The sequence below is a fragment of the Streptomyces sp. NBC_01474 genome (assembly GCF_035918215.1).
Lineage (GTDB): Bacteria > Actinomycetota > Actinomycetes > Streptomycetales > Streptomycetaceae > Streptomyces > Streptomyces aureus.
This window is the reverse complement of record NZ_CP109449.1, coordinates 524,106-542,712: the sequence shown is the minus strand read 5'-3', so window position 1 is coordinate 542,712 and position 18,607 is coordinate 524,106. Positions and strand designations below refer to the sequence as shown.

Annotated in this window: 18 protein-coding genes; 10 read left to right on the top strand and 8 right to left on the bottom strand. The window is 70.5% G+C overall.

The window, feature by feature from the left end; all coding sequences use genetic code 11:
- Window positions 1-108 precede the first annotated feature (108 nt).
- The 7 genes from OG758_RS02685 to OG758_RS02655 all read left to right on the top strand — a co-directional run bounded on the left by OG758_RS02685 (window position 109) and on the right by OG758_RS02655 (window position 7,638).
- Window positions 109-1,485 carry an ABC transporter substrate-binding protein gene (locus OG758_RS02685; RefSeq protein ID WP_326708412.1) on the top strand — a complete coding sequence of 459 codons (1,377 nt, stop codon included), beginning with the start codon at window positions 109-111 and terminating at the stop codon, window positions 1,483-1,485.
- 6 nt (window positions 1,486-1,491) lie between these two features.
- A complete protein-coding gene (locus tag OG758_RS02680; protein ID WP_326708411.1) occupies window positions 1,492-2,451 on the top strand; it encodes a carbohydrate ABC transporter permease in 960 nt (319 codons plus the stop codon).
- Window positions 2,448-3,260, top strand: a complete 813-nt coding sequence (locus tag OG758_RS02675; RefSeq protein WP_326708410.1) for a carbohydrate ABC transporter permease — start codon at window positions 2,448-2,450, stop codon at window positions 3,258-3,260. The genes OG758_RS02680 and OG758_RS02675 overlap by 4 nt, the downstream gene beginning before the upstream one ends.
- Window positions 3,261-3,422: 162 nt before the next feature.
- Window positions 3,423-4,190: a gamma-glutamylcyclotransferase family protein gene (locus OG758_RS02670; RefSeq protein WP_326708409.1), complete on the top strand. Its 768-nt coding sequence runs from the start codon at window positions 3,423-3,425 to the stop codon at window positions 4,188-4,190.
- A gap of 10 nt (window positions 4,191-4,200) precedes the next feature.
- A complete protein-coding gene (locus OG758_RS02665) occupies window positions 4,201-4,326 on the top strand; it encodes a hypothetical protein (RefSeq protein WP_326708408.1) in 126 nt (41 codons plus the stop codon).
- Window positions 4,327-4,466: 140 nt separating this feature from the next.
- Window positions 4,467-5,924: an MFS transporter gene (locus OG758_RS02660; RefSeq protein ID WP_326708407.1), complete on the top strand. Its 1,458-nt coding sequence runs from the start codon at window positions 4,467-4,469 to the stop codon at window positions 5,922-5,924.
- 325 nt (window positions 5,925-6,249) lie between these two features.
- Window positions 6,250-7,638 carry a (2,3-dihydroxybenzoyl)adenylate synthase gene (locus tag OG758_RS02655; RefSeq protein ID WP_326708406.1) on the top strand — a complete coding sequence of 463 codons (1,389 nt, stop codon included), beginning with the start codon at window positions 6,250-6,252 and terminating at the stop codon, window positions 7,636-7,638.
- A 184-nt stretch (window positions 7,639-7,822) separates the two neighbouring features.
- On the opposite strand, the gene OG758_RS02650 is transcribed toward OG758_RS02655, so the two are convergent.
- The 3 genes from OG758_RS02650 to OG758_RS02640 are packed head-to-tail and all read right to left on the bottom strand — an operon-like array spanning window position 7,823 to window position 10,289.
- Window positions 7,823-8,236 carry a RidA family protein gene (locus tag OG758_RS02650; RefSeq protein WP_326708405.1) on the bottom strand — a complete coding sequence of 138 codons (414 nt, stop codon included), beginning with the start codon at window positions 8,234-8,236 and terminating at the stop codon, window positions 7,823-7,825.
- Window positions 8,233-9,360 (bottom strand): mandelate racemase/muconate lactonizing enzyme family protein, encoded by a 1,128-nt coding sequence (locus OG758_RS02645; RefSeq protein ID WP_326708404.1) that lies wholly within the window; start codon window positions 9,358-9,360, stop codon window positions 8,233-8,235. Before OG758_RS02645 ends, OG758_RS02650 begins: the two co-directional genes overlap by 4 nt.
- Window positions 9,361-9,410: 50 nt before the next feature.
- Complete coding sequence (locus OG758_RS02640) at window positions 9,411-10,289, bottom strand: creatininase family protein (RefSeq protein ID WP_326708403.1); 879 nt, start codon at window positions 10,287-10,289, stop codon at window positions 9,411-9,413.
- Window positions 10,290-10,330: 41 nt separating this feature from the next.
- On the opposite strand from OG758_RS02640, the gene OG758_RS02635 reads away from it, so the two are divergent.
- Window positions 10,331-11,287, top strand: a complete 957-nt coding sequence (locus OG758_RS02635; protein ID WP_382059806.1) for an ROK family protein — start codon at window positions 10,331-10,333, stop codon at window positions 11,285-11,287.
- An 8-nt stretch (window positions 11,288-11,295) separates the two neighbouring features.
- Here the strand turns inward: OG758_RS02635 and OG758_RS02630 are convergent, their stop codons facing one another.
- Genes OG758_RS02630 through OG758_RS02610 form a run of 5 tightly spaced genes read right to left on the bottom strand, consistent with a single transcriptional unit; the run spans window position 11,296 to window position 16,463 of the window.
- Entirely contained in the window at window positions 11,296-12,153 is an 858-nt protein-coding gene (locus OG758_RS02630; RefSeq protein ID WP_326708402.1) for an ATP-binding cassette domain-containing protein, read from the bottom strand.
- On the bottom strand, window positions 12,150-12,986 hold the full coding sequence (locus tag OG758_RS02625) for an ABC transporter ATP-binding protein (RefSeq protein WP_326708401.1): 837 nt from the start codon (window positions 12,984-12,986) through the stop codon (window positions 12,150-12,152). Before OG758_RS02625 ends, OG758_RS02630 begins: the two co-directional genes overlap by 4 nt.
- Window positions 12,983-13,885, bottom strand: coding sequence for an ABC transporter permease (locus OG758_RS02620; RefSeq protein WP_326708400.1), 903 nt, complete (start codon window positions 13,883-13,885; stop codon window positions 12,983-12,985). Before OG758_RS02620 ends, OG758_RS02625 begins: the two co-directional genes overlap by 4 nt.
- Complete coding sequence (locus OG758_RS02615; protein ID WP_326708399.1) at window positions 13,882-14,889, bottom strand: ABC transporter permease; 1,008 nt, start codon at window positions 14,887-14,889, stop codon at window positions 13,882-13,884. Before OG758_RS02615 ends, OG758_RS02620 begins: the two co-directional genes overlap by 4 nt.
- Window positions 14,886-16,463: an ABC transporter substrate-binding protein gene (locus OG758_RS02610; protein WP_326708398.1), complete on the bottom strand. Its 1,578-nt coding sequence runs from the start codon at window positions 16,461-16,463 to the stop codon at window positions 14,886-14,888. Before OG758_RS02610 ends, OG758_RS02615 begins: the two co-directional genes overlap by 4 nt.
- A gap of 55 nt (window positions 16,464-16,518) precedes the next feature.
- On the opposite strand from OG758_RS02610, the gene OG758_RS02605 reads away from it, so the two are divergent.
- Window positions 16,519-17,391, top strand: coding sequence for an IclR family transcriptional regulator (locus OG758_RS02605; protein WP_326708397.1), 873 nt, complete (start codon window positions 16,519-16,521; stop codon window positions 17,389-17,391).
- Window positions 17,388-18,461 (top strand): serine hydrolase domain-containing protein, encoded by a 1,074-nt coding sequence (locus tag OG758_RS02600; RefSeq protein ID WP_405656239.1) that lies wholly within the window; start codon window positions 17,388-17,390, stop codon window positions 18,459-18,461. Before OG758_RS02605 ends, OG758_RS02600 begins: the two co-directional genes overlap by 4 nt.
- Window positions 18,462-18,607 lie beyond the last annotated feature (146 nt).

The following is an 18,607-nucleotide window of genomic DNA, read 5'->3' as shown; positions in this document are numbered from 1 at the left end:
CCGGTATCTGGTGCCACTGGTCTCATCTCGGCGACATGATAACAAACTCTGGACTAACTGGTCTGCTGCTCTTAAGCTCGCCCGCACCACGAGACCACAGGAGGCGCCGTGTTCGCGCGCAAAGGATCAATGTGGATCAGCGCCATGGCCGCACCGCTCGCCGCCGTCATGCTCTCGGGGTGCGTGCCCGGCATGTCGAACAGCACGGCGGCCGGCCAGGCGGGCGCGGGCAGGGTGGTCACCGACCCGGGCGCCATGGGCAAGACCCGCATACGGGTGCTCGACTACTTCGCCGGCGGGCCCGACAAGGCCTGGATGGAACGGATCGTCACCGCCTTCGAGCGTAAGTACCCGCAGATCACGGTGGATCGCACCGCGCAGAGCTGGGACGACGTCATGAAGTCCCTCCCACTGAAGCTGCGGGCGGCCGACCCTCCGGACATCGTCCCGGCGAACAACGGCTGGCAGTCCCTCGGCACCCTCGCCAAGGGAGGTCTTGTGCTCGACCTCGACCCCTACGCCGAGGCCTACGGCTGGAAGAAGGCGTTCCCCACCTCCATCCAGGAGGAGCACCAATTCGCCCCCGACGGAAAGGAGATGGGGACCGGCTCGCTCTTCGGCGCCCCCATCGCCCGCGGTTCCGCCGTCGAGGTCTACTACAACCGCTCGCTGCTGAAGCGGACCGGTGGCCACGTGCCCCGGACCCTCGCGCAGTTCGAAGAGAACATGCGCAAGGCCAAGGCGGCCGGTATCACCCCCGTCGCCGTGGGCAACCTCGAGCAGGGCGGCGTGACGGCCACTCTGTTCAGCCTGATCAACTCCTTCGGCGACCGGGACAAGATCGCCGACTTCACCTACTCGCGCGGGGACATGAGCGTCGGCAGGACGGGCTTTCCCGAGGCCGTCGCCAAGCTCAAGGAGTGGGCGGGCAAGGGGTACTTCACCAAGGACTTCGCCGCGGTCCCCGGCCAGGACGCGGCGCAGGCGTTCGTCGACGGCAAGGCACTGTTCCGGTTCGACTACTCCGGGTCCCTGCCGCTGCAGCAGGGCGACAGCAAGAAGTTGGGCTCCTTCGTACTGCCCCGCGCTCATGGCGGCGATCCGGTCGTGACGTTCGCGGCCGCGAGCAACTTCTCCATAGCCGCGAAGACGAAACACCCCGACGCCGCGGCCGCCTTCCTGAACTTCATGGCGAGCCCCGAAGCGGCCAGAATCGCCACGCAGGTCGGATCCATGCCCATGCTCTCCACGCCCGAACTGCCCCCGGACCACGATCCACTGCTCGCCGACGAGGTGAAGATCGCGGCACAGGTCTCCGACAACGACTCGGCGGTTCCCTACCTCGACTGGGCCACCCCCACGCTGCTGAACACCATGACCACGCACATGACGGACCTGCTCGCCGGAAAGGCGTCGGCCGCCGACGTCGTCAAGGCGACCCAGGACGACTACGCCCAGTTCCAGAAGACCCGGAAGGCGAAGTAGGCGACCATGGCGACAACCGACGGACACCCGGCCGCGCCACCCCGGACCATCCCCGCACCCGCCACCACACGCTCCTCGGCCCGGACCCGCCGCGCGTACCAGCGGCGCAAGCCCTGGCTGGGCCTGGCCTACCTGGCGCCCGCCCTCGCGGCCTACGCGCTCGTGGTGATCGTCCCGACCGTCCAGGGCGGATACGTCTCCCTCTTCCACTGGGACGGTGTCACCCCCGCCACGTGGGCCGGATTCTCCAACTACACGGGCTTCCTGAGCGATCCGCAGCTGCGCCAGGCGGTCGAGCACACCCTTGTCTTCATCGCCTTCTTCGCGGTGCTGCCCATCACCCTCGGCCTGCTCACCGCCGCGCTCACCTCCCGCAAGGACGTCCGCGGCGCCGCGGTCTATCGATGGGTGCTCTTCCTGCCACAGGTACTCACTCCCGCCGTCACCGCGATCGTGTGGAAGCGGATCTACGCCCCCGACGGCCCGGTCAACTCCGTGCTGCGCGCCTTCGGCCTCGAGGCCCTCACCCGGGGCTGGCTCAGCGACTACACCTGGGCGCTGCCCGCGCTGGGCCTCGCCGGGACCTGGGCGGCGTTCGGTCTGTGCACGGTGCTCTTCGTCTCCGGCACACAGTCGATCCCCACCGAGCTGTACGACGCGGTGCGGGTCGACGGCGCGGGCGCGGTACGGGAGTTCTTCACCGTGACACTGCCGGGGCTGCGCGGCCAGCTCGCCGTGGCCCTCACCCTCTCCGCGCTCGGCGCCATCCGGGTCTTCGACATCGTCTGGCTCACCACCAGGGGCGGACCCGGGACGTCGACGATCACCCCCACGATCGTGCTCTACCAGCGTGCCTTCGCCAACCCGGACATCGGCACGGCAGCTGCCGTCGGCGTCGTCCTCGCCGCCGTGTCGCTGGCCGTCGCGCTGGTGATCCTCAAGCTCTCCGAGGACAGGTCCCGATGATCTCCACCCAGGAAAAGGTGTTCAACTACGCGATCCTGACGGCCGTCGCCGTCGGCGTGCTCTTCCCGGTCGCCTGGATCATCGGGGTCGCGGTCAGCCCCAACCCCACGGGAACGCTGGATCTGTCCAGCCCGCACTGGGGCAACTTCGCCACCGCCTGGGCACAGGCCGACTTCACCCAGTACCTGAAGTCGAGCCTGATCATCAGCGGCGGCGTGGTCGCCGTCTCCACCGTGCTCGCCGTGATGAGCGGCTACGCCTTCGGCGTCCTCGGTGTGGCCGGCGAGAAGTGGCTCTTCCCGCTGCTCCTGGTCGGGTTGATGGTCCCGATGGAGACCATCATCGTGCCGCTCTACTACGACTTCCTGGCCTACGGCCTCACCGACACCTACAAGGGGATCATCCTCGCCCACACGGGGCTCGGGGTGAGCTTCGGCGCCTTCTGGATGCGCGCCGCCTTCCGCGCCGTGCCGCCCGCGCTCGCCGAGTCCGCCGAGATCGACGGCGCCAACTCCTGGACCCAGCTGTGGCGCATCCACCTGCCGATCGCCAAGCCGGCGGTGATCACCTTCGTGCTGCTGAGCTTCATGTGGACCTGGAACGACTACTTCCTGTCCTTGATCATGCTTTCCGACCCGGGGCACCAGCCGATGACCCTCGGCCTCGGCGCGTTCTCCAACCGGTACGCCGTCCAGGACAACCTGCTCTCCGCCGGTGCCGTGCTGATCTCGGTGCCGATCGTCGTGCTCTACATTTTCTTCCAGCGCCAGTTCATCCGCGGCATGCTCAGCGGCGCCGTGCGGGAGTGAGCCACCGACCCCTCGTCGGGCTGGCACACACTGCGCCTGGGCGCGGCGGCCTCTCGGCCCGCCGCGCCCAGGCGCTTCCGGTCCCCGACCGTGTGGACAACAACCCGAAGGCTCTGCGCGTCGTTCTCGACACCCCGCAGCCAGGGCGTAAACATAATGGCCATGAAATATGAGGCTGAAGTGGGGCGGCGCAGGATACTCGGAGGCATTGCAGTCCTGGGTCTCGGTGCGGCTGCCACGGGTTGCACCATTCAGCAGGGCCCGGCAGAAGCCGAGGCAAGGGAATCCGGTCCCAGCGGTCAGTTCATTTTCGGTTATGGGTCATTGATTCAAAAGGAATCCCGAGAGGAGACCTGGCCGAAAGCCGGTAAGTGCTTCCCTGTCTCTGTCAAAGGCATCACGCGTGGCTGGTACGACCGGGTCGACACTGTCAGTTGGGGGCCCACGTATTTGGGAGCCTTTCCGGATCGCGGTGCGACCTGCAACGGCGTGATCTTCCAGGTGGCGCAAGACGAATTGAAGGTATTCGCCGACAGGGAGAAGGGATACAAGCTGCTCCGCATTCCTCCTCGTGACATCACCATGCTGGACGGAAGATCGGCCCCGCCACCCGGAACTTTCTGGTATTTCGGAAGCGCGTCGCGTAGGTACGTCAGTGAGGAATTTCCCCTTGTTCAGTCGTATGTAGATGTATGCGTGAGCGGATGCCTGGAGGTCGAGGAAGAATTTCCGGCATCTCGCACAGCGAAGTTTGCGCAGAAATTCTTCACCGGTACGACCGACTGGAAGACTCCATGGATCAATGACCGCATCTACCCATGGAGGCCCTTCGTTCATGTCCCGCAGGCCAACAGGATCGACACGCTGATCCGGGATCAGCTGGGCGAAGAAATGTTCCGCTCCATCACCCTTCCCGGCGCCGGGGCCTGAGCGCTGCCCCGTGGACGCCGAAGCCCCCGGGCTGCGCACCAGCATGGCCATCGGCGCGCCCGCCTACCTGGCCGACGCAGGACTTGCGTGGCTGTGCGTGTCGGCGATCCCGAAAGAACCGGCCCGAACCGGCTGACCCCTATGCGGCGCAGCGAGGGTTCAGTCGGGTCGCCCGTCGCCCGTCCGCGGGTCCCGGTGCCGGACGACGCTGCGGCCATGGTCACGTCGCACCGCATGCATGTACCTTGCAGACACTTGAAAGGAGCTGACAGGCACATGACGCAAACCGCCCCCTCCACCGCCGGCTCTCCCTCATCGGTGTCCCGCCGCCTCGAGGTCCTGCGCCCCGGTCCCTGGCATCGACGCCTCACGGCGATAGTCGGTGTCGGTGCCTTCTTCGACCTCTACGAGGTGTTTCTCGGCGGTGTGCTTGCCGCTGCGCTCGCCGAGCCCTGGCATCTGAGCCACACTCAGAAGTCGTGGATCATCGCCGCCGGGTTCCTGGGGATGTTCGTCGGCGCCAACGTCATGTCACTGCTGGCCGACCGTTTCGGCCGGCGTCAGATGTTCCTGGTCAACCTCGGTATGTACTCCGCGTTCTCCCTGCTGTGCGCCGCCGCGCCAGACGTGAACTGGCTGGTGGCGGCGCGGTTCCTCGCGGGACTCGGGCTCGGCGCCGAACTCGTGCTCGTCGACACGTACCTCTCCGAGCTGCTGCCGACGGCCGTGCGCGGACGGTACATCGCCTGGGCCTACACCGTCGGGTTCCTCGGCGTGCCACTGGCGGCGCTGCTCGGTGCGCGCCTGGTGGCGGAGCACGAGATCGCCGGGGTCTCCGGCTGGCGCTGGCTGCTGGTGGCCGGCGCGCTCGGCGCCTTCTGCATCCAGTGGATGCGGCGCGCTCTCCCCGAGTCCCCGCGATGGCTGGAGGCCAGGGGGCGCCGTGCGGAGGCCGAGGCTGTCGTCGCGCGCATCGAGACACTCAACGAACCGGGGACTGCCGGCGCACGCCAAGTGCCCGCGCAGCGAAAGGCCGAGGCCCAGGCCCACGCCGAGAGCAAGAGCAAGAGCGAGAGCAAGAGCAAGAGCGAGAGCGACAGCAAGAGCGAGACCGAGACGGTCCCCACCGTGCGGGTTCCCCTGCGCAGGATGTTCCAGCCGCCGTACCGCCGCCGCACCGTCATGTGGTGGATCTTCCAGGTCCTGCAGACCGTCGGCTATTACGGTTTCGGTTCCCTGGCTCCCGTCGTCCTTGCCGCCAAGGGCCATTCGACGACCGCCTCACTCGGTTACGCGGCGCTCAGCTTCTGCGGCTACCCGCTGGGTTCCGCCCTGTCGATTCCGCTCATCGAGCGGTTCGAGCGCCGTACCCTCATCATCGTCGCGGCCCTCGGCCAGGCCTTCTTCGGTCTTCTGTTCGGGTTCGCCGACGCGGCCTGGCTGATCGTGGGAAGCGGCTTCCTGCTGACCGTCTGCAGCAACGTCTTCTCCAACGCGTTCCACGTCTACCAGGCCGAGATCTTCCCCACGAACCTGCGCAGCAGTGCCATCGGCATCGCGTACTCGCTGTCGCGACTGGTCTCCGTGATCCTGCCGTTCATCGCACTGAGCGTCCTCGACGACCTCGGCGCGACCGCGGTGTTCGCCGGGTCCGCCGTACTGATGGTGCTCCTGTGCCTCAACGTGGGGCTCCTCGGCCCGAAGACGAAGGGGCTGGCGCTGGACGCCATCTGAACGGTCATGCGCTGACACCTCCGGAGATCCGAGTCAGGGAGCCTGGACACGAGCGCGGTCCTCAGGGTTCTCCTACCACCATCCCTCCCGGTCAGTGGCGCTCATTGGACCTTCTGCCGAGGGAACTCAGCGCGCGTCGTCGGGAAAGCGCATTGCACATAAGGGTGTTGGTGGATTGGCTTGCCGAGGTCAGGGCGGCGGGTTGCTCCCCAGGTTCGCAGCGGGGGCGATGTGTCGGGATCCCCGCGGTCCCGCCTCTCGCCCCCTTTCGGCGCGACACGACCCGTACGGATCCCGGTTCGGAAACTGGTACAGAAAGAAGCGAATGGCATCCATGCTCGACGGCTGCACTCCCTGGCCCGAGGAGTTCGTCGACCGCTACTGGGCAGCCGGGCACTGGCGTGGCAGCACGCTGGACAACCTGCTGCGCGGCTGCGCCCTGCAGTACGGGCCGCGGACCGCGCTCGTCCATGACGGCACCCGCATCACGTACGCGAACCTGAACCGGCGCGTGGATCGCATGGCGGCCGGATTCCGGCTGCGCGGCCTGAGGTCGGGGCAACGGGTCGTTGTCCAGCTGCCGAACGTTCCGGAGTTTGTCGTCACCGTGTTCGCGCTGATGCGCCTCGGCGCGGTTCCCGTGTTCTGCCCGGTCTCGCACCGCGCGTCCGAGGTGTCCCACATCGTGCACGTCACCCAGGCCGTCGGCTACGTCGGTCCGTCGAAGCACCAGGGATTCGACCACATGGCGATGGCCGGTGAGGTCGCGGCCCAAGGACCCTTCCTGCGCCGGGTGTTCACCCTTGAGGAGCCAGGAGTCCCTTCCTCGTACGGGGGCCTTACGGTCGACGCGTCGGGCTGCCACTACTTTCCGCTGGGCTCCATCGACGCCCCGCCCGAGCGGGCAGTTGCACGGAGCGCCGACCAGGTGGCCTTCTTCCTGCTCTCCGGCGCAGCCACCTCGGCGCCCCAGCTCATTCCGCGCACTCACAACGACTACGCCTACCAGGCGCGGGCCGCCGCCGAGTTGGTGTCGCTCACCGAGGACGACGTGTATCTCGCCGCGCTGCCCGCCGAGTTCCACTTCGCCTTCGGCTGCCCCGGCATCGTAGGCACCTTGTCCGTAGGCGGCACCGTCGTCCTGGCCGAGAACTCGGGACCCGCTGAATGCCTTCCGGTCATCGAACGAGAGCGGGTCACCGTCACGTCGGTGATGCCCGCCGTGGCCCAGCTCTGGCTCGACGCGCTTCCCACGGTTCAGGCCGACTTGAGCAGTCTGCGTCTCGTGCAGATCGGCGACGCGCCCGTGCACCGGGCGACGGCGGAACGGATCGCCCCCGAACTGGGTTGTCGCCTGCAGCAGGTCTTCGGCATGGCTGAGGGGCTGCTCATTCTCACCCGGCCCACCGATCCGGACGAGACCGTGCTCACCACGCAGGGCCGCCCCCTGTCGCCCGACGATGAGATCCGCATCGTCGACGTCGACGGCAAGGACGTGCCCGAAGGGGAGCCCGGTGAACTCCTCACACGCGGTCCGTACACCGTGCGGGGCTACTACCGGGCACCCGACCGCAACGCACACGCCTTCACCACCGACGGTTACCTCCGCACCGGCGACCTCGCGCGGCGCACCCCGGACGGCAACCTGGTGGTGACCGGCCGCCCGTCGGGCCTCCCGAGGCGGACTGACCACGAAGAGTCATCTGGCCGCTGACGGGCAGGCCACCGCCGGCCTGCCCGTCAGCGGCCGCAAGGTCAACGATCGGCGCTCCTGCCGCGCTCGCAAGGCCACCCGAAGACGGAACGCAGTGCCCGCACGAACGGCACCAGAGAACCTGGCCGGTGGGGTGCGGGTCGCCGGCTGCGCGACTCGCACCCCACCGGCCGTACGCGAACGCTCAGCCGGCCGGGTCCGGGCGGCGCAGGGCGACCACGTCGATCTCCACCAGGATGTTCATGAGATCCGAGCCGACCGTGGTGCGCACGGGCCGGGGATCGGTGAAGTGCTCGCGGTAGACCCGGTCGAAGCCGGCGAAGTCGCGGTGCAGGTGCTGGAGATGCACCGTGGCCTTCACCACGTCGTCCAGACCGAGCCCGGCCTCCTCCAGGACGGACCGCACGTTCCGCAGTACCTGGCGGGTCTGCTCCTCCACGGTGTCGGCGACGGCGCCGGTCTGCGGGTCCTGCGGACCGAACCCCGAGGTGAACACATAGGGGCCCGCGGCGATGCCCTGGCTGTAACCGCCGGCGGGCGCGGGTGCCCGCTCCGTGGAGAGCGCGCGGAGCGGGGTGGGGTGGGTGTGGGTGGTCATCGCTGCAGGTCTCCCTCGCGCTCGTTGACCGCGGCGTAGTGGCGGAGCTTGTCCTCGTCGACGGTGACGCCGAGACCCGGGCCCGTGGGGACCGTCAGACGCCCCTCGCGCAGGGTGAGCGGCTCGATGATGTCGTCCGCGTGCAGGTAGTACATGGAGTCGATGGCGCGCGACAGCACCGGGGTGCTGGCGACCACCGCGAGGTGTGCGGCGGTGGCGATGCCGAGCTCGCCGCCGCTGTGCAGGTTCATACCGAGACCGAAGGTCTCGCAGTGTGCGGCCAGCGCCTTGGTGGGGGCGATGCCGCCCCACTTGTAGACGTCACCGTGGATCACGTCGACCGCGCCCAGCCGGACCGCCGGCGCGAAGTCCTCGAACCGGACGACGCACATGTTCGTGCACAGCGGGATGCGGACCTTGGCGCGGACCTGGCTCATGCCTTCGATGCCGGTGCAGGGATCCTCCAGGTACTCGAGGTCCAGCTCCTCCAGGGCGATACCGGCGCGTACCGAGTCCGGCACGGACCACGCGGCGTTCGGGTCGACACGCAGGCTCACCTCCGGCAGGGTCTCGCGCAGAGCCCGCAGGATCGCCACGTCGCCCTGCACGTCCGTGGTGCCCTTGAGCTTGACGGCCTGGAACCCGCCCTCGCGCACCACGCGCTCCGTGTGCTCGGCGAGGGCGCCGGGCAGGTCGCCCGGCAGGGCCCCCGGAGCGTCGGCGCGGGTGATCAGCGCAGTCAGGGGGACCTCGTCGCGTACGGCGCCGCCGAGCAGGTCGGTGACCGACTGGCCCGTCGCCTTGCCCATGGCGTCCCAGCAGGCCACGTCCAGGGCGGCGAGGGCCGCGTAGCCGAGGTAGCCGTAGAAGAACGGCACCATGTGGTGCCTGCGGTGGAAGGCCTCCAAGGCGAACGGGCTGGTGCCGATCAGGTCCTCGGCGAGGTTGCGGACGATCGCGGCGACCGGCCGGCCCCACATCGTCTCGCCCCAGCCCTCGATGCCGGAGTCGGTGCGGATGCGCACCACCGTGCGGGTCTCGCCGGTCTTGGTCTCGAAGGAGCTCGTGAACGGGTTGACCAGGGGCAGGTTGACGACGTGGACATCGACGTCGGTGATCTTCATGTGGTTCTTGTTCCTCAGGGTCACGGTCGCCCGGGGCGACACGGGATGGGTCAAGCGGTGGGGCGGGTGGCGGCGTCGAAGGCGAGGACCGCGCGGGCCAGCCCGCGGGCGCAGCGGTCCAGCAGGCGGGCGCCGTCGCGGGCGTCGGCCCCGGCGGCGTCGTCGGTGGCGCCGCCGACCCGCTCCCATTCGCCGTGCCGCTCGACAGTCAGGCCCGGGTACGGGGGCTTGTCGAACAGGGGTGGCGGTTCGACCGGCGGCTGTGCGGGACGCTTGGCGCGCACCAGTTCCGGATGGGCGGCGAGCATCAGCGACGTCTCGAACCAGCCGGCGTGCCCGGGCACGAGACCGGCCCGGTCGCCCGCTCTGCACGGGGACACGGCGGTGTCGCTCCCGGCGCCGGCGGCGCCCGCGTCCTCGACCGTCGCGTCCTCCGTCTCGACCGTGGCTTCCTCTGTCTCGACCGTGTCGAGGAGTGTCCAGTACGAGCACGCCGCCGCCGTCACCTCGGCGCGCAGCGCGAAGCGCTTGACGGCGAGGCGGACGATCTCGTCGTTGCCGCCGTGCCCGTTGACGACGAGGACGCGGCCGTACCCGCACTCCGCGAGGGAGTCGAGCAGCTCGTCGAGCACGGTGCCGAGCACCGGGGCCGACAGCGTGAGCGCCGCGGCGAACAGATGGTGCGGGCTGTGCCCGTACGGCAGCGTCGGGAGCCTGACGAGGTCGGGCACGGGGGTGCCGGGGCCGGCCTCCTCGGTCAGCAGGTCCAGGGCACGGCTGACGACCGCGTCGGCGAGCATCGTGTCCGTGCCCATCGGCAGATGCCCGGCATGCTGCTCCTGCGAGCCGATCGGCAGGACGGCGATGGCGTCTCCGGCGGCGGCGCGCGTTTCGCGCCAGGTCGCCTCCGTCAGATTCCGGTGAGTCATGCCCCTGCCCGCCCGCTTCGGCGGCGTGACAGAGTCGGCGCATGGCGCATGAACGTTTTCCTTTGCGGTTGGTCCCCGATCCGGTGCCGGATGCCAGGGTGAGTGGGGACGAGGGCGTGCTGGGCGCCGTGGAGGTGCTGCCGGGTGTGGTGCGAGCCGCGCGGCTCTCCCGCACCGGCGTCGTACTGGGCCGGACCGAGGCGTTCTACGACACGGACGACGCGTCGCCGGACGGGGTGGACGCCGCCCTCGAGCGGGCGGTGGCGGTGTTCGCCGGGCACCGCCCGGTGGGTGTGGGTGTGGCCGCGGCCGGCGTGGTGGACCCGGGTGCCGGACGCATCCTGGAGGTCAACGACGCCCCGGCGCTGAGCGGATACCCGGTCGCCGACCGGGTGGCGGCGCTGGTGGGCGCGCCCGTGCGGGTCGAGCACCGGGCACGCGTACAGGTGCTGGGGGACCGCTGGTTCGGCGCCGGACGGGGACGGCGCTCCTTCGCGTCGGTGTCCACGGGCGAGGTGCTCGGCGTCGGCATCCTGTACGACGGCGACGTGCTGGCCCCGGCCGGTGGGCGCAGCGGCGCGCACATGACCGTCACGGCCAGTGGCGAGCCCTGCACCTGTGGGCGCCGCGGCTGCTGGAAGACCGTGGCCACCACCCGCTGGCTGCGTGAGCGGGCCGCCGAGCGTGGACTGGCGCCGCAGCTCGCCTCGCTGGGGGCGCTCACCGCGTCGCAGGACCCGGTCGCGCGGAACCTTGTCGAGCGCTACGCCGAGAACCTGGTGCTGGGCCTCGCGACGGTCCAGCAGTTGTTCGCATGCGGCCTGTTCGTGCTGCACGGGGAGGCACTCGACGGCGGTGAGCCGTTCCGTGCCCTGGTGGAGGCGCGGCTGCGGGCCGACGCCCTGACCGGCTCCGAGACCCCGAGCGTCGTGCTGGGCGAGGCCTCGGACACCGGAGCCCTGCTCGGGGCGGCGGGACTGGTCCTGTCGGGACGTTAGGCAGTGCCTCATACGACGGTGCTCTCCGCCGACTCGGAGGCCACGGAGGCGGTGCGCCGCGCCCGCGTCGGGTCCGGGACCGGAACCGCGTCGAGGAGCCGCCGCGTGTAGGGGTCTTCGGGCGTCGTGAACACCTTCCGGGCGGTACCGGTCTCGACGATGCGGCCCTGCCGCATCACGGCCACCCGGTCGGCGATCCGGCTGACGACGGCCAGGTTGTGCGAGATGAAGAAGTACGTCAGGCCAAGGCGCTGCTGGAGGTCGGCCAGCAGGTCGAGGACGCGTGCCTGGACGGAGACGTCGAGCGCGCTGGTCGGCTCGTCGAGGACCACCAGGCGCGGTTCGAGGGCCAGGGCGCGTGCGATCGAGATGCGCTGGCGCTGTCCCCCGGAGAACTCGTGCGGGTAGCGGTCGACAATGCCCGCGTCGAGACCGACGGCGTCCAGGAGTTCGCACACCCGCTCGCGGGTCTTCGCCCGGCCGCGCCGGCCGCGCGCCCACTCCTCGTGGGTGACGAGCGGCTCGGCGACGATGTCGGCGATCCGCAGCCGCGGATTCATGCTGGAGTACGGGTCCTGGAGCACGACCTGCATCTGCCGCCGGAACGGGCGCAGGGCCGCGTGGTCCAGCGACAGCAGATCCGTCCCGTCGAACCGTACGCTGCCCGACGTCGGCGGCAGGAGCCGCAGCAGGAGCCGCGTCAGGGTCGTCTTGCCGCAGCCGGACTCCCCGACGAGGGCAAAGGTCTCTCCCTCGGTGACGGTCAGGCTGACGTCGTCGACGGCGACGCTCGGCGGCTGCCCGGGGAACTCCTTGCGCAGGTTGCGGATCTCCAGGAGCGGTTCGGCGGTGTGCGAACTGGTCATGCGACAGGCTCCAGTCGGGGGGTGGCGTCGAGCAGACGGCGGGTGTACGGCGCGGCAGGGCGGGCGAAGACCTGCTCCACATCCCCGGTCTCGACGACCTCGCCGTGGCGCATGACGGCGACCCGGTCCGCGGTCTCGGCGACGACGCCGAGGTCGTGGGTGATCAGCACCACCGCCATCCCGTGGCGGTGCTGCAGCCGCACGAGCAGATCGAGGATCTGCCGCTGCACGGTCACGTCGAGGGCGGTCGTGGGCTCGTCGGCGATGAGGACGCGCGGCCGGGCCACGAGCGCGGAGGCGATCATGACGCGCTGGCGCAGTCCGCCGGACAGCTCGTGCGGGTACTGGCGGAAGCGTCGTTCCGGGTCGGGGACACCGACCTCGTCGAGCGCGGTCAGCGCGGCGCTGCGCGCCTCGGCCCGGGTGTGGTCGCCGTGCAGCCGCAGCACTTCCGTGATCTGGTGGCCGACTCGCTGAAGCGGGTCGAGGCTGGTCATGGGGTCCTGGAACACCATGGAGATCTCGGCGCCGCGGACCCGGCGCAGTTGCCGTTCGCTCAGGCCGAGCACGTCGCGGCCGTCGAGCAGGATCTCGCCGCGCGCATACACGCAGGGAGGTTCGGGGTTGAGGCGGAGCGCGGACAGGGCCGTGGCCGACTTGCCGCTGCCGGACTCGCCGACGACGGCGAGCGTCTCACCGGCCGCGACGGACAGGTTCACACCGCGGACGGCGTGGACGGTGGAGCCGGAGAGCCGGAAGTCGACGCGCAGGTCCCGGAACTCGAGCACGGGCACGGCAGTTGGGGCGGCGGGGGATCCGTGGGTGGAGGTCATCGGCGGTACGCCTTCGGGTCCGCGACGTCGCGCAGGGCGTCGCCGGTGATGTTGATGGCCAAGGACGTGAGCATGAGGGCGAGGCCGGGGAAGACGGCGATCCACCACGAGGTGCCCAGGTAGAGCTGTCCGTCGGCGAGCATGCCGCCCCAGGTCACCGTCTCCTTGGGGACGCCGAGGCCGAGGTAGCTCAGGGAGGCCTCGGCGACGATGGCGGCGGCGATGTGCAGCGTTCCGATGGTGGCGAGCGGGGCCAGTACGTTCGGCAGCAGATGGCGCCGCATGATCGTCACGTGTCCGACGCCGATGGCGTGGGCCTCGGTGACGAAGTCCCGCGAGCGCAGCGACAGCACCTCCGAGCGCACCACGCGGGCGTAGGAGACCCAGCCGGTGATGCCGAGGACGACGATCACGTACCACAGTCCGGAGCCGACGAAGCCGACCACGGCGAGCGCCAGCAGGATGGCGGGGAAAGCGAGTTGGACGTCGGCGACGCGCATCACGATCCGGTCCGTCCAGCCGCCGAAGTACCCGGAGGCGAGACCGGCGATGGTGCCGATGGTGCCTGCGAGGAGGGCCGCGCCGGCGCCCACGAGCAGTGAGACGCGGGTGCCGTAGATGATGCGGGACAGCAGGTCGCGGCCGAGCTGGTCGGTGCCGAGCAGGTGCGCGGTGCTGCCGCCGGACTGCCAGGCGGGCGGTCGCAGCCGGCCGAGCAGGTCCTGCGCGTTGGGGTCGGCGGGCGCGATCAGCGGAGCGAACACGGCGCACACGATGATCACGGTCAGGAAGACGAGGGCGGCCAGTGCGAGGCGGTTGTGCAGCAGGGCGCGTGCGACGCCGGGCCTCGGTGTGGGGGGCGCCGCGTCGACGGCGGGCGCGGGGGCGGTGGTGGTCATCGGGAGTTCCTCACCCTCGGGTCGAGGAGGCCGTAGGAGAGGTCCACGAGCAGGTTCACCACGACGAACGTGGCGGCGAACACCAGCACTGTGGCCTGCACCAGGGGGAAGTCACGGTTGGAGATGGCCTGCACGGTCAGCTGTCCGATGCCGGGCCAGGAGAACACCTGCTCGGTGAGAATGGCGCCGCCCAGGAGACTGCCGACCTCGAGGCCGACCACGGTCACGACCGGCAGGGACGCGTTGCGCAGCCCGTGCCTCAGGACCGTGCGCACCGGGCCGAGGCCGCGGGCACGCGCCGTTCGGATGTGGTCGGAGCCGAGCACGTCGATGAGGGAGGAGCGCAGCAGCCGGGCCACGACGGCGACCGAGTAGACGGACAGCGTGATGGACGGCAGGACGAGGTGGGCGAACGTGCCGTAGCCGGACGCGGGCAGGGCGTGCAGCCCGACGGCGAAGACGAGGATGAGCAGGATGCCCACCCAGAACGGCGGCGTGGACTGGCCCAGCAGCACGACCGAGATGACGCCCCGGTCGGTGGCCCGGCCCCGGCGCATGGCCGCGAGGATGCCGGCGGGCAGCGCGATCAGCAGTGTGACGACGAGGGCACCCGCCGCGAGCAGCAGGGTGGCCGGGACCCGGTCGGCGAGGACTTCGCGCACCGGCTGGTTGTAGAAGAGGGAGGTGCCGAAGTCGAGGCGCGGCAGGCCCCACAGATAGTCCAGGTACTGCGTGATCAGCGGCCGGTCGAGTCCCAGGCTGTGCCGCAGCAGGCTCTCCTGCTGGGCCGTGGCGTCTGGCGGCAGCATGACCTTGACGGGGTCGCCGGACAGCCGGACGAGGAAGAAGACGACGGTCGCGGTGCACAGCAGCACCAGCAGGGCGGTGCCGAGCCGGGCGGCGATCGGGCGCAGAATCGCCAGGGCCCGTGCGCCGCGTGTGGCGCCGGTCGGCCCGGTGGCGTCCTTGGTGTCGGGTGTGGGAAGGGTCAGGGAGTCGCTCATGAGCCGGATACCTCCGCACTCGCCATGTCCAGGACGCCGGCGGAGCCGGGTGTCCAGTGCGGCCGGCTGTTGTGCACGTAGATGTTGTCGATCTGGTAGAGCGGCACGAACGGCGCCTCGGTCTTGATGAGTTCCTGCAGCCGGGAGAAGGCGCGGCGGCGCACGGCCGGCTCGACGGACAGTTCCTCGGCGTCGATGAGGCGGTCGGCCGTCTTGTTGTGCCAGCGGCTCTGCCTGCGGTCGCTGCGCACGTTGGACTGGAGCATGCTCTCGCCGTCCAGGGTCCACACGGTCGACGCGGCGAGGTACATCGGGCCGAGGGCGGCGTGGTTGCTCGAGGTCAGGCGCTGGGAGTACGTCCCCGGGTCGAGGAGGTCGACCTTGGCGTGCACGCCCGCGCGGGCGAGCAGCCCTGAGATGGCCTCGGCCACGTTGGCGTCGACGTTGGACGCGGTGAGCGTGGTGCTGATGCCGTGCGGGTGGCCGGCCTCGGTGAGCAGAGCGCGGGCCTTGGCGACGGAGCGCTCGAACGGTTCGACCGAGGCGTCGAAGCCGAAGGCGCCGCGCGGGATCATCGCCGGGACCTCGGTGGCCTTGCCGCCGAGTACCGCCTTGATGAGCAGGGGGACGTCGACGGCGTGGTTGAGCGCCTGACGCACCCGCCGGTCGCGCAGAGGTCCGTCGGTGAGCGTGTCCAGGGAGAGGTACGAGGTGCGGATCCCGGTGTGGTGGTCGATCCGGACGTCCGGGTAGCCGTCGAGCTGCTCCGCGGCGTCGGGGGTCAGGCCCGCCACGATGTCCACGCCGCCGCTCTGCAGGGCGGCCAGTGCGGAGGAGGAGTTGGGGGCGGGTACAAAGACGAGTTCGTCGACCTTCGGGCGGCCCTGCCAGTGGCTCTCGTAGGCCCGCAGGCGCAGTTCGTGGTCGCGCTGCCAATGGCGGAAGGCGAACGGACCGGTGCCCACGGGGTGGGCGGCGAAGCCCTCGTCGCCGACCTTGCCGAGGTAGCGCGGAGGGACCACGACGCCGCCGAACAGGGACAGTTTGTCGGGAAGGATGGGGTCGTGGACCGAGGTGTGGACGTCCACGGTGTGGGGGTCGACGACACTGACGTCTTCCACGTACCGCAGTTCGACGATGGGCGACTTGGTGGCCGGGTCCAGCAGGCGTCGGAGGCTGAAGCGGACCGCCTCGGCGTCGAAGGGCTCCCCGTTGTGGAAGGTCACGCCGGGGCGCAGACGAAAGCGCCACACCCGGGGCGAGATCGCCTTCCACGAGAGGGCGAGCCGGGGGCGCAACGAGTTGTCGCGGGCCCGGGTGGTGAGCGTGTCGAAGATGTTGATCAGGGCGTTCATGGACGTCATGTCGCCCTGCTTGTGTGGGTCCATGGTCTTCGGGTCGCCGGTCTGGGAGACCCTCAGGACGTTTCCGGCCGAGGCCGCGGGCTGCGTGCCGCACCCGGTGAGCAGGACGGGGGCGGCGAGAGCGGGTACCGCCAGACCGGCGTACCGCAGAGCTGTGCGGCGGGAGGGAGCGGCGGGGCGGGTCCCGTGCCCTCCACGTATTCGTTCCATTTAACAACACGCCCGTTCCGGTGAATGGAATGCAGTTCGGGTAAGGTAAGGCGACATGGGGAAACAGGTCAACAGTCGATCGCAGATGCAGGACTCCACCGCCCCGGCCGCGGCACCGCCCGCACCCGGTCCGGTGGACAAGGCCATGGAAGTGCTCTCGGCCCTTTCGGAGACGGGCGCGCCGCACCGGCTCGCCGATCTCGCCCGGCACACCGGCCTCGCCAAGCCGACCGTGCACCGGCTGCTGCGCACCCTCGCGGCGCAGGGCTTCGCCGAACCCGCCGAGCAGGGCAGCTACCGAGCCGGACCCCGGCTGCTCGGACTCGCCGCACGCGTGCTCGCCGACGACGCCGCCCTCGACCTGGCCCGCCCCGCGCTCGCCGAACTGCGTACCCGCACCGGCCTGTTCGCGTCCTACGCGGTGCGCGACGACAGGACCCTCGTACACCTGGAGGTCCTCGCACCCGCACAGGGCCTCGGCCTCGACCTGCGCCCCGGCTCCCGCGAACCCCTCACCGCGGGCGGTGCGGGACTCGCGCTCCTGGCCGCCTTGCCGCCGGACGAAGCGGAGCGGCTGCTGGCAGGCACGGACAGCCCCCACGCCGACGAGGCCACCCACGCCGACGAGACCCCCCACGTCCACGAGGCCGTTTCCGCCGCACTGGCCGAGACGGCGCGGCGCGGCTACGGCTTCGACAGCGCGGACATCTGGCGGGACCGCCGCACCCTGGCCGCCGCGGTCCGCGACAGCGCCGGACTCCCGGTCGGCACGCTCGCCCTCACCGGCCTCGCCTTCACCCTGGACGAAACGGCCGCCGAGCTCTACGGCCCCATGGTGCGGGCCGCCGCGGGGGCCGTCTCGGCAGGCCTCGCCGCCCGAACCGGCACCCGGCTCGGTGTCGTCGGCAGCGGGGGAGAGGCCCGATGACGGCCGGTGCGCGCGGGCCGGTGTTGTCGGCGGTCGGGTCCGATGCGGCCGCGGCGCGCCGCCGTCGCCTTGTCGAACAGGGCAGGGAGCGCGGCCAGTTCTCCGGCGGCGCCTGGTCCCTGGGGACCGCGGAAGGGCCCGAGGACCGGGGATGGTCGGGCACCCGCGCCCTGGACGGCGCGCTCCTGGACGGCACCGACCTGTGGGACCTCGCCTCGGTGACCAAGCCTCTGGTGGGCCTCGTCGTGATGGCGCTCGTCGAACGCGGAATCCTGAGCCTTGACGACACTGTCGGCCACCACCTGGCCCGCTACCGGGACAGCCCGCACGCGCCGTTGACGGTCGCTCAGCTGCTGGCCCACACCTCCGGCCTGCCGGGCGGGGTCCCCCTGTACCGGGACCATCCCACGCGCGAGGCGCTTCTCGGCGCCCTCGGCACGCTGCCGCGAACCGCCGCGCCCGGCACGCGTGTCGAGTACTCCTCGCAGGGCTTCATGCTGCTCGGCCTGATCGCGGAACAGGCCACGGGTCACGGCCTGGACCGGCTGGTGTACGACTTCGTGTCCGCACCGCTCGGCCTCACCGACACCCGCTTCACGCCGGGCCCGGGCGATCGGCTCCGGGCGGTCGCCACGGAGGACTGCCCGTGGCGCGGACGGACCGTCGTCGGCGAGGTGCACGACGAGAACGCCGTGGTGCTCGGCGGCGTCGCCGGGCACGCCGGCCTGTTCTCCACCCTCGCCGACATGGAGCGGATCGCCCGCTCCCTGCTCGGCGACGGACCACGCCTGCTGGCACCGGACACCCTCGTGGCGATGACCGCGCCGCGCACCGACGGCCTGAACCTGCGCCGGGCCCTCGCCTGGCAGGGCAAGGATCCGGTCGACTCCCCGGTCGGCACCGCATTCGGCCCGGCCTCCTACGGCCATACCGGATTCACCGGTACGAGCCTGTGGATCGACCCTGAAGCGGGCCGGTACGCCGTCCTTCTGACCAACCGCGTCCACCCCACCCGCGAGGACCGCGGTTTCGCGGCACTGCGGCGAGCGTTCCACGAAGTGGGCGAGTGAGGGCGGTCCCGGTCTTGTACGGCGCGGCCTCACGGAAGGCGGCCTTGCCGGTGCGCGGCAATGCCGACGGGGGACCGGTCCATAACCACCTCTGGGGCCTTTGACCTGGGCATTGTTCGCTGCTGAGGCCACGGCGGACCCAGCCC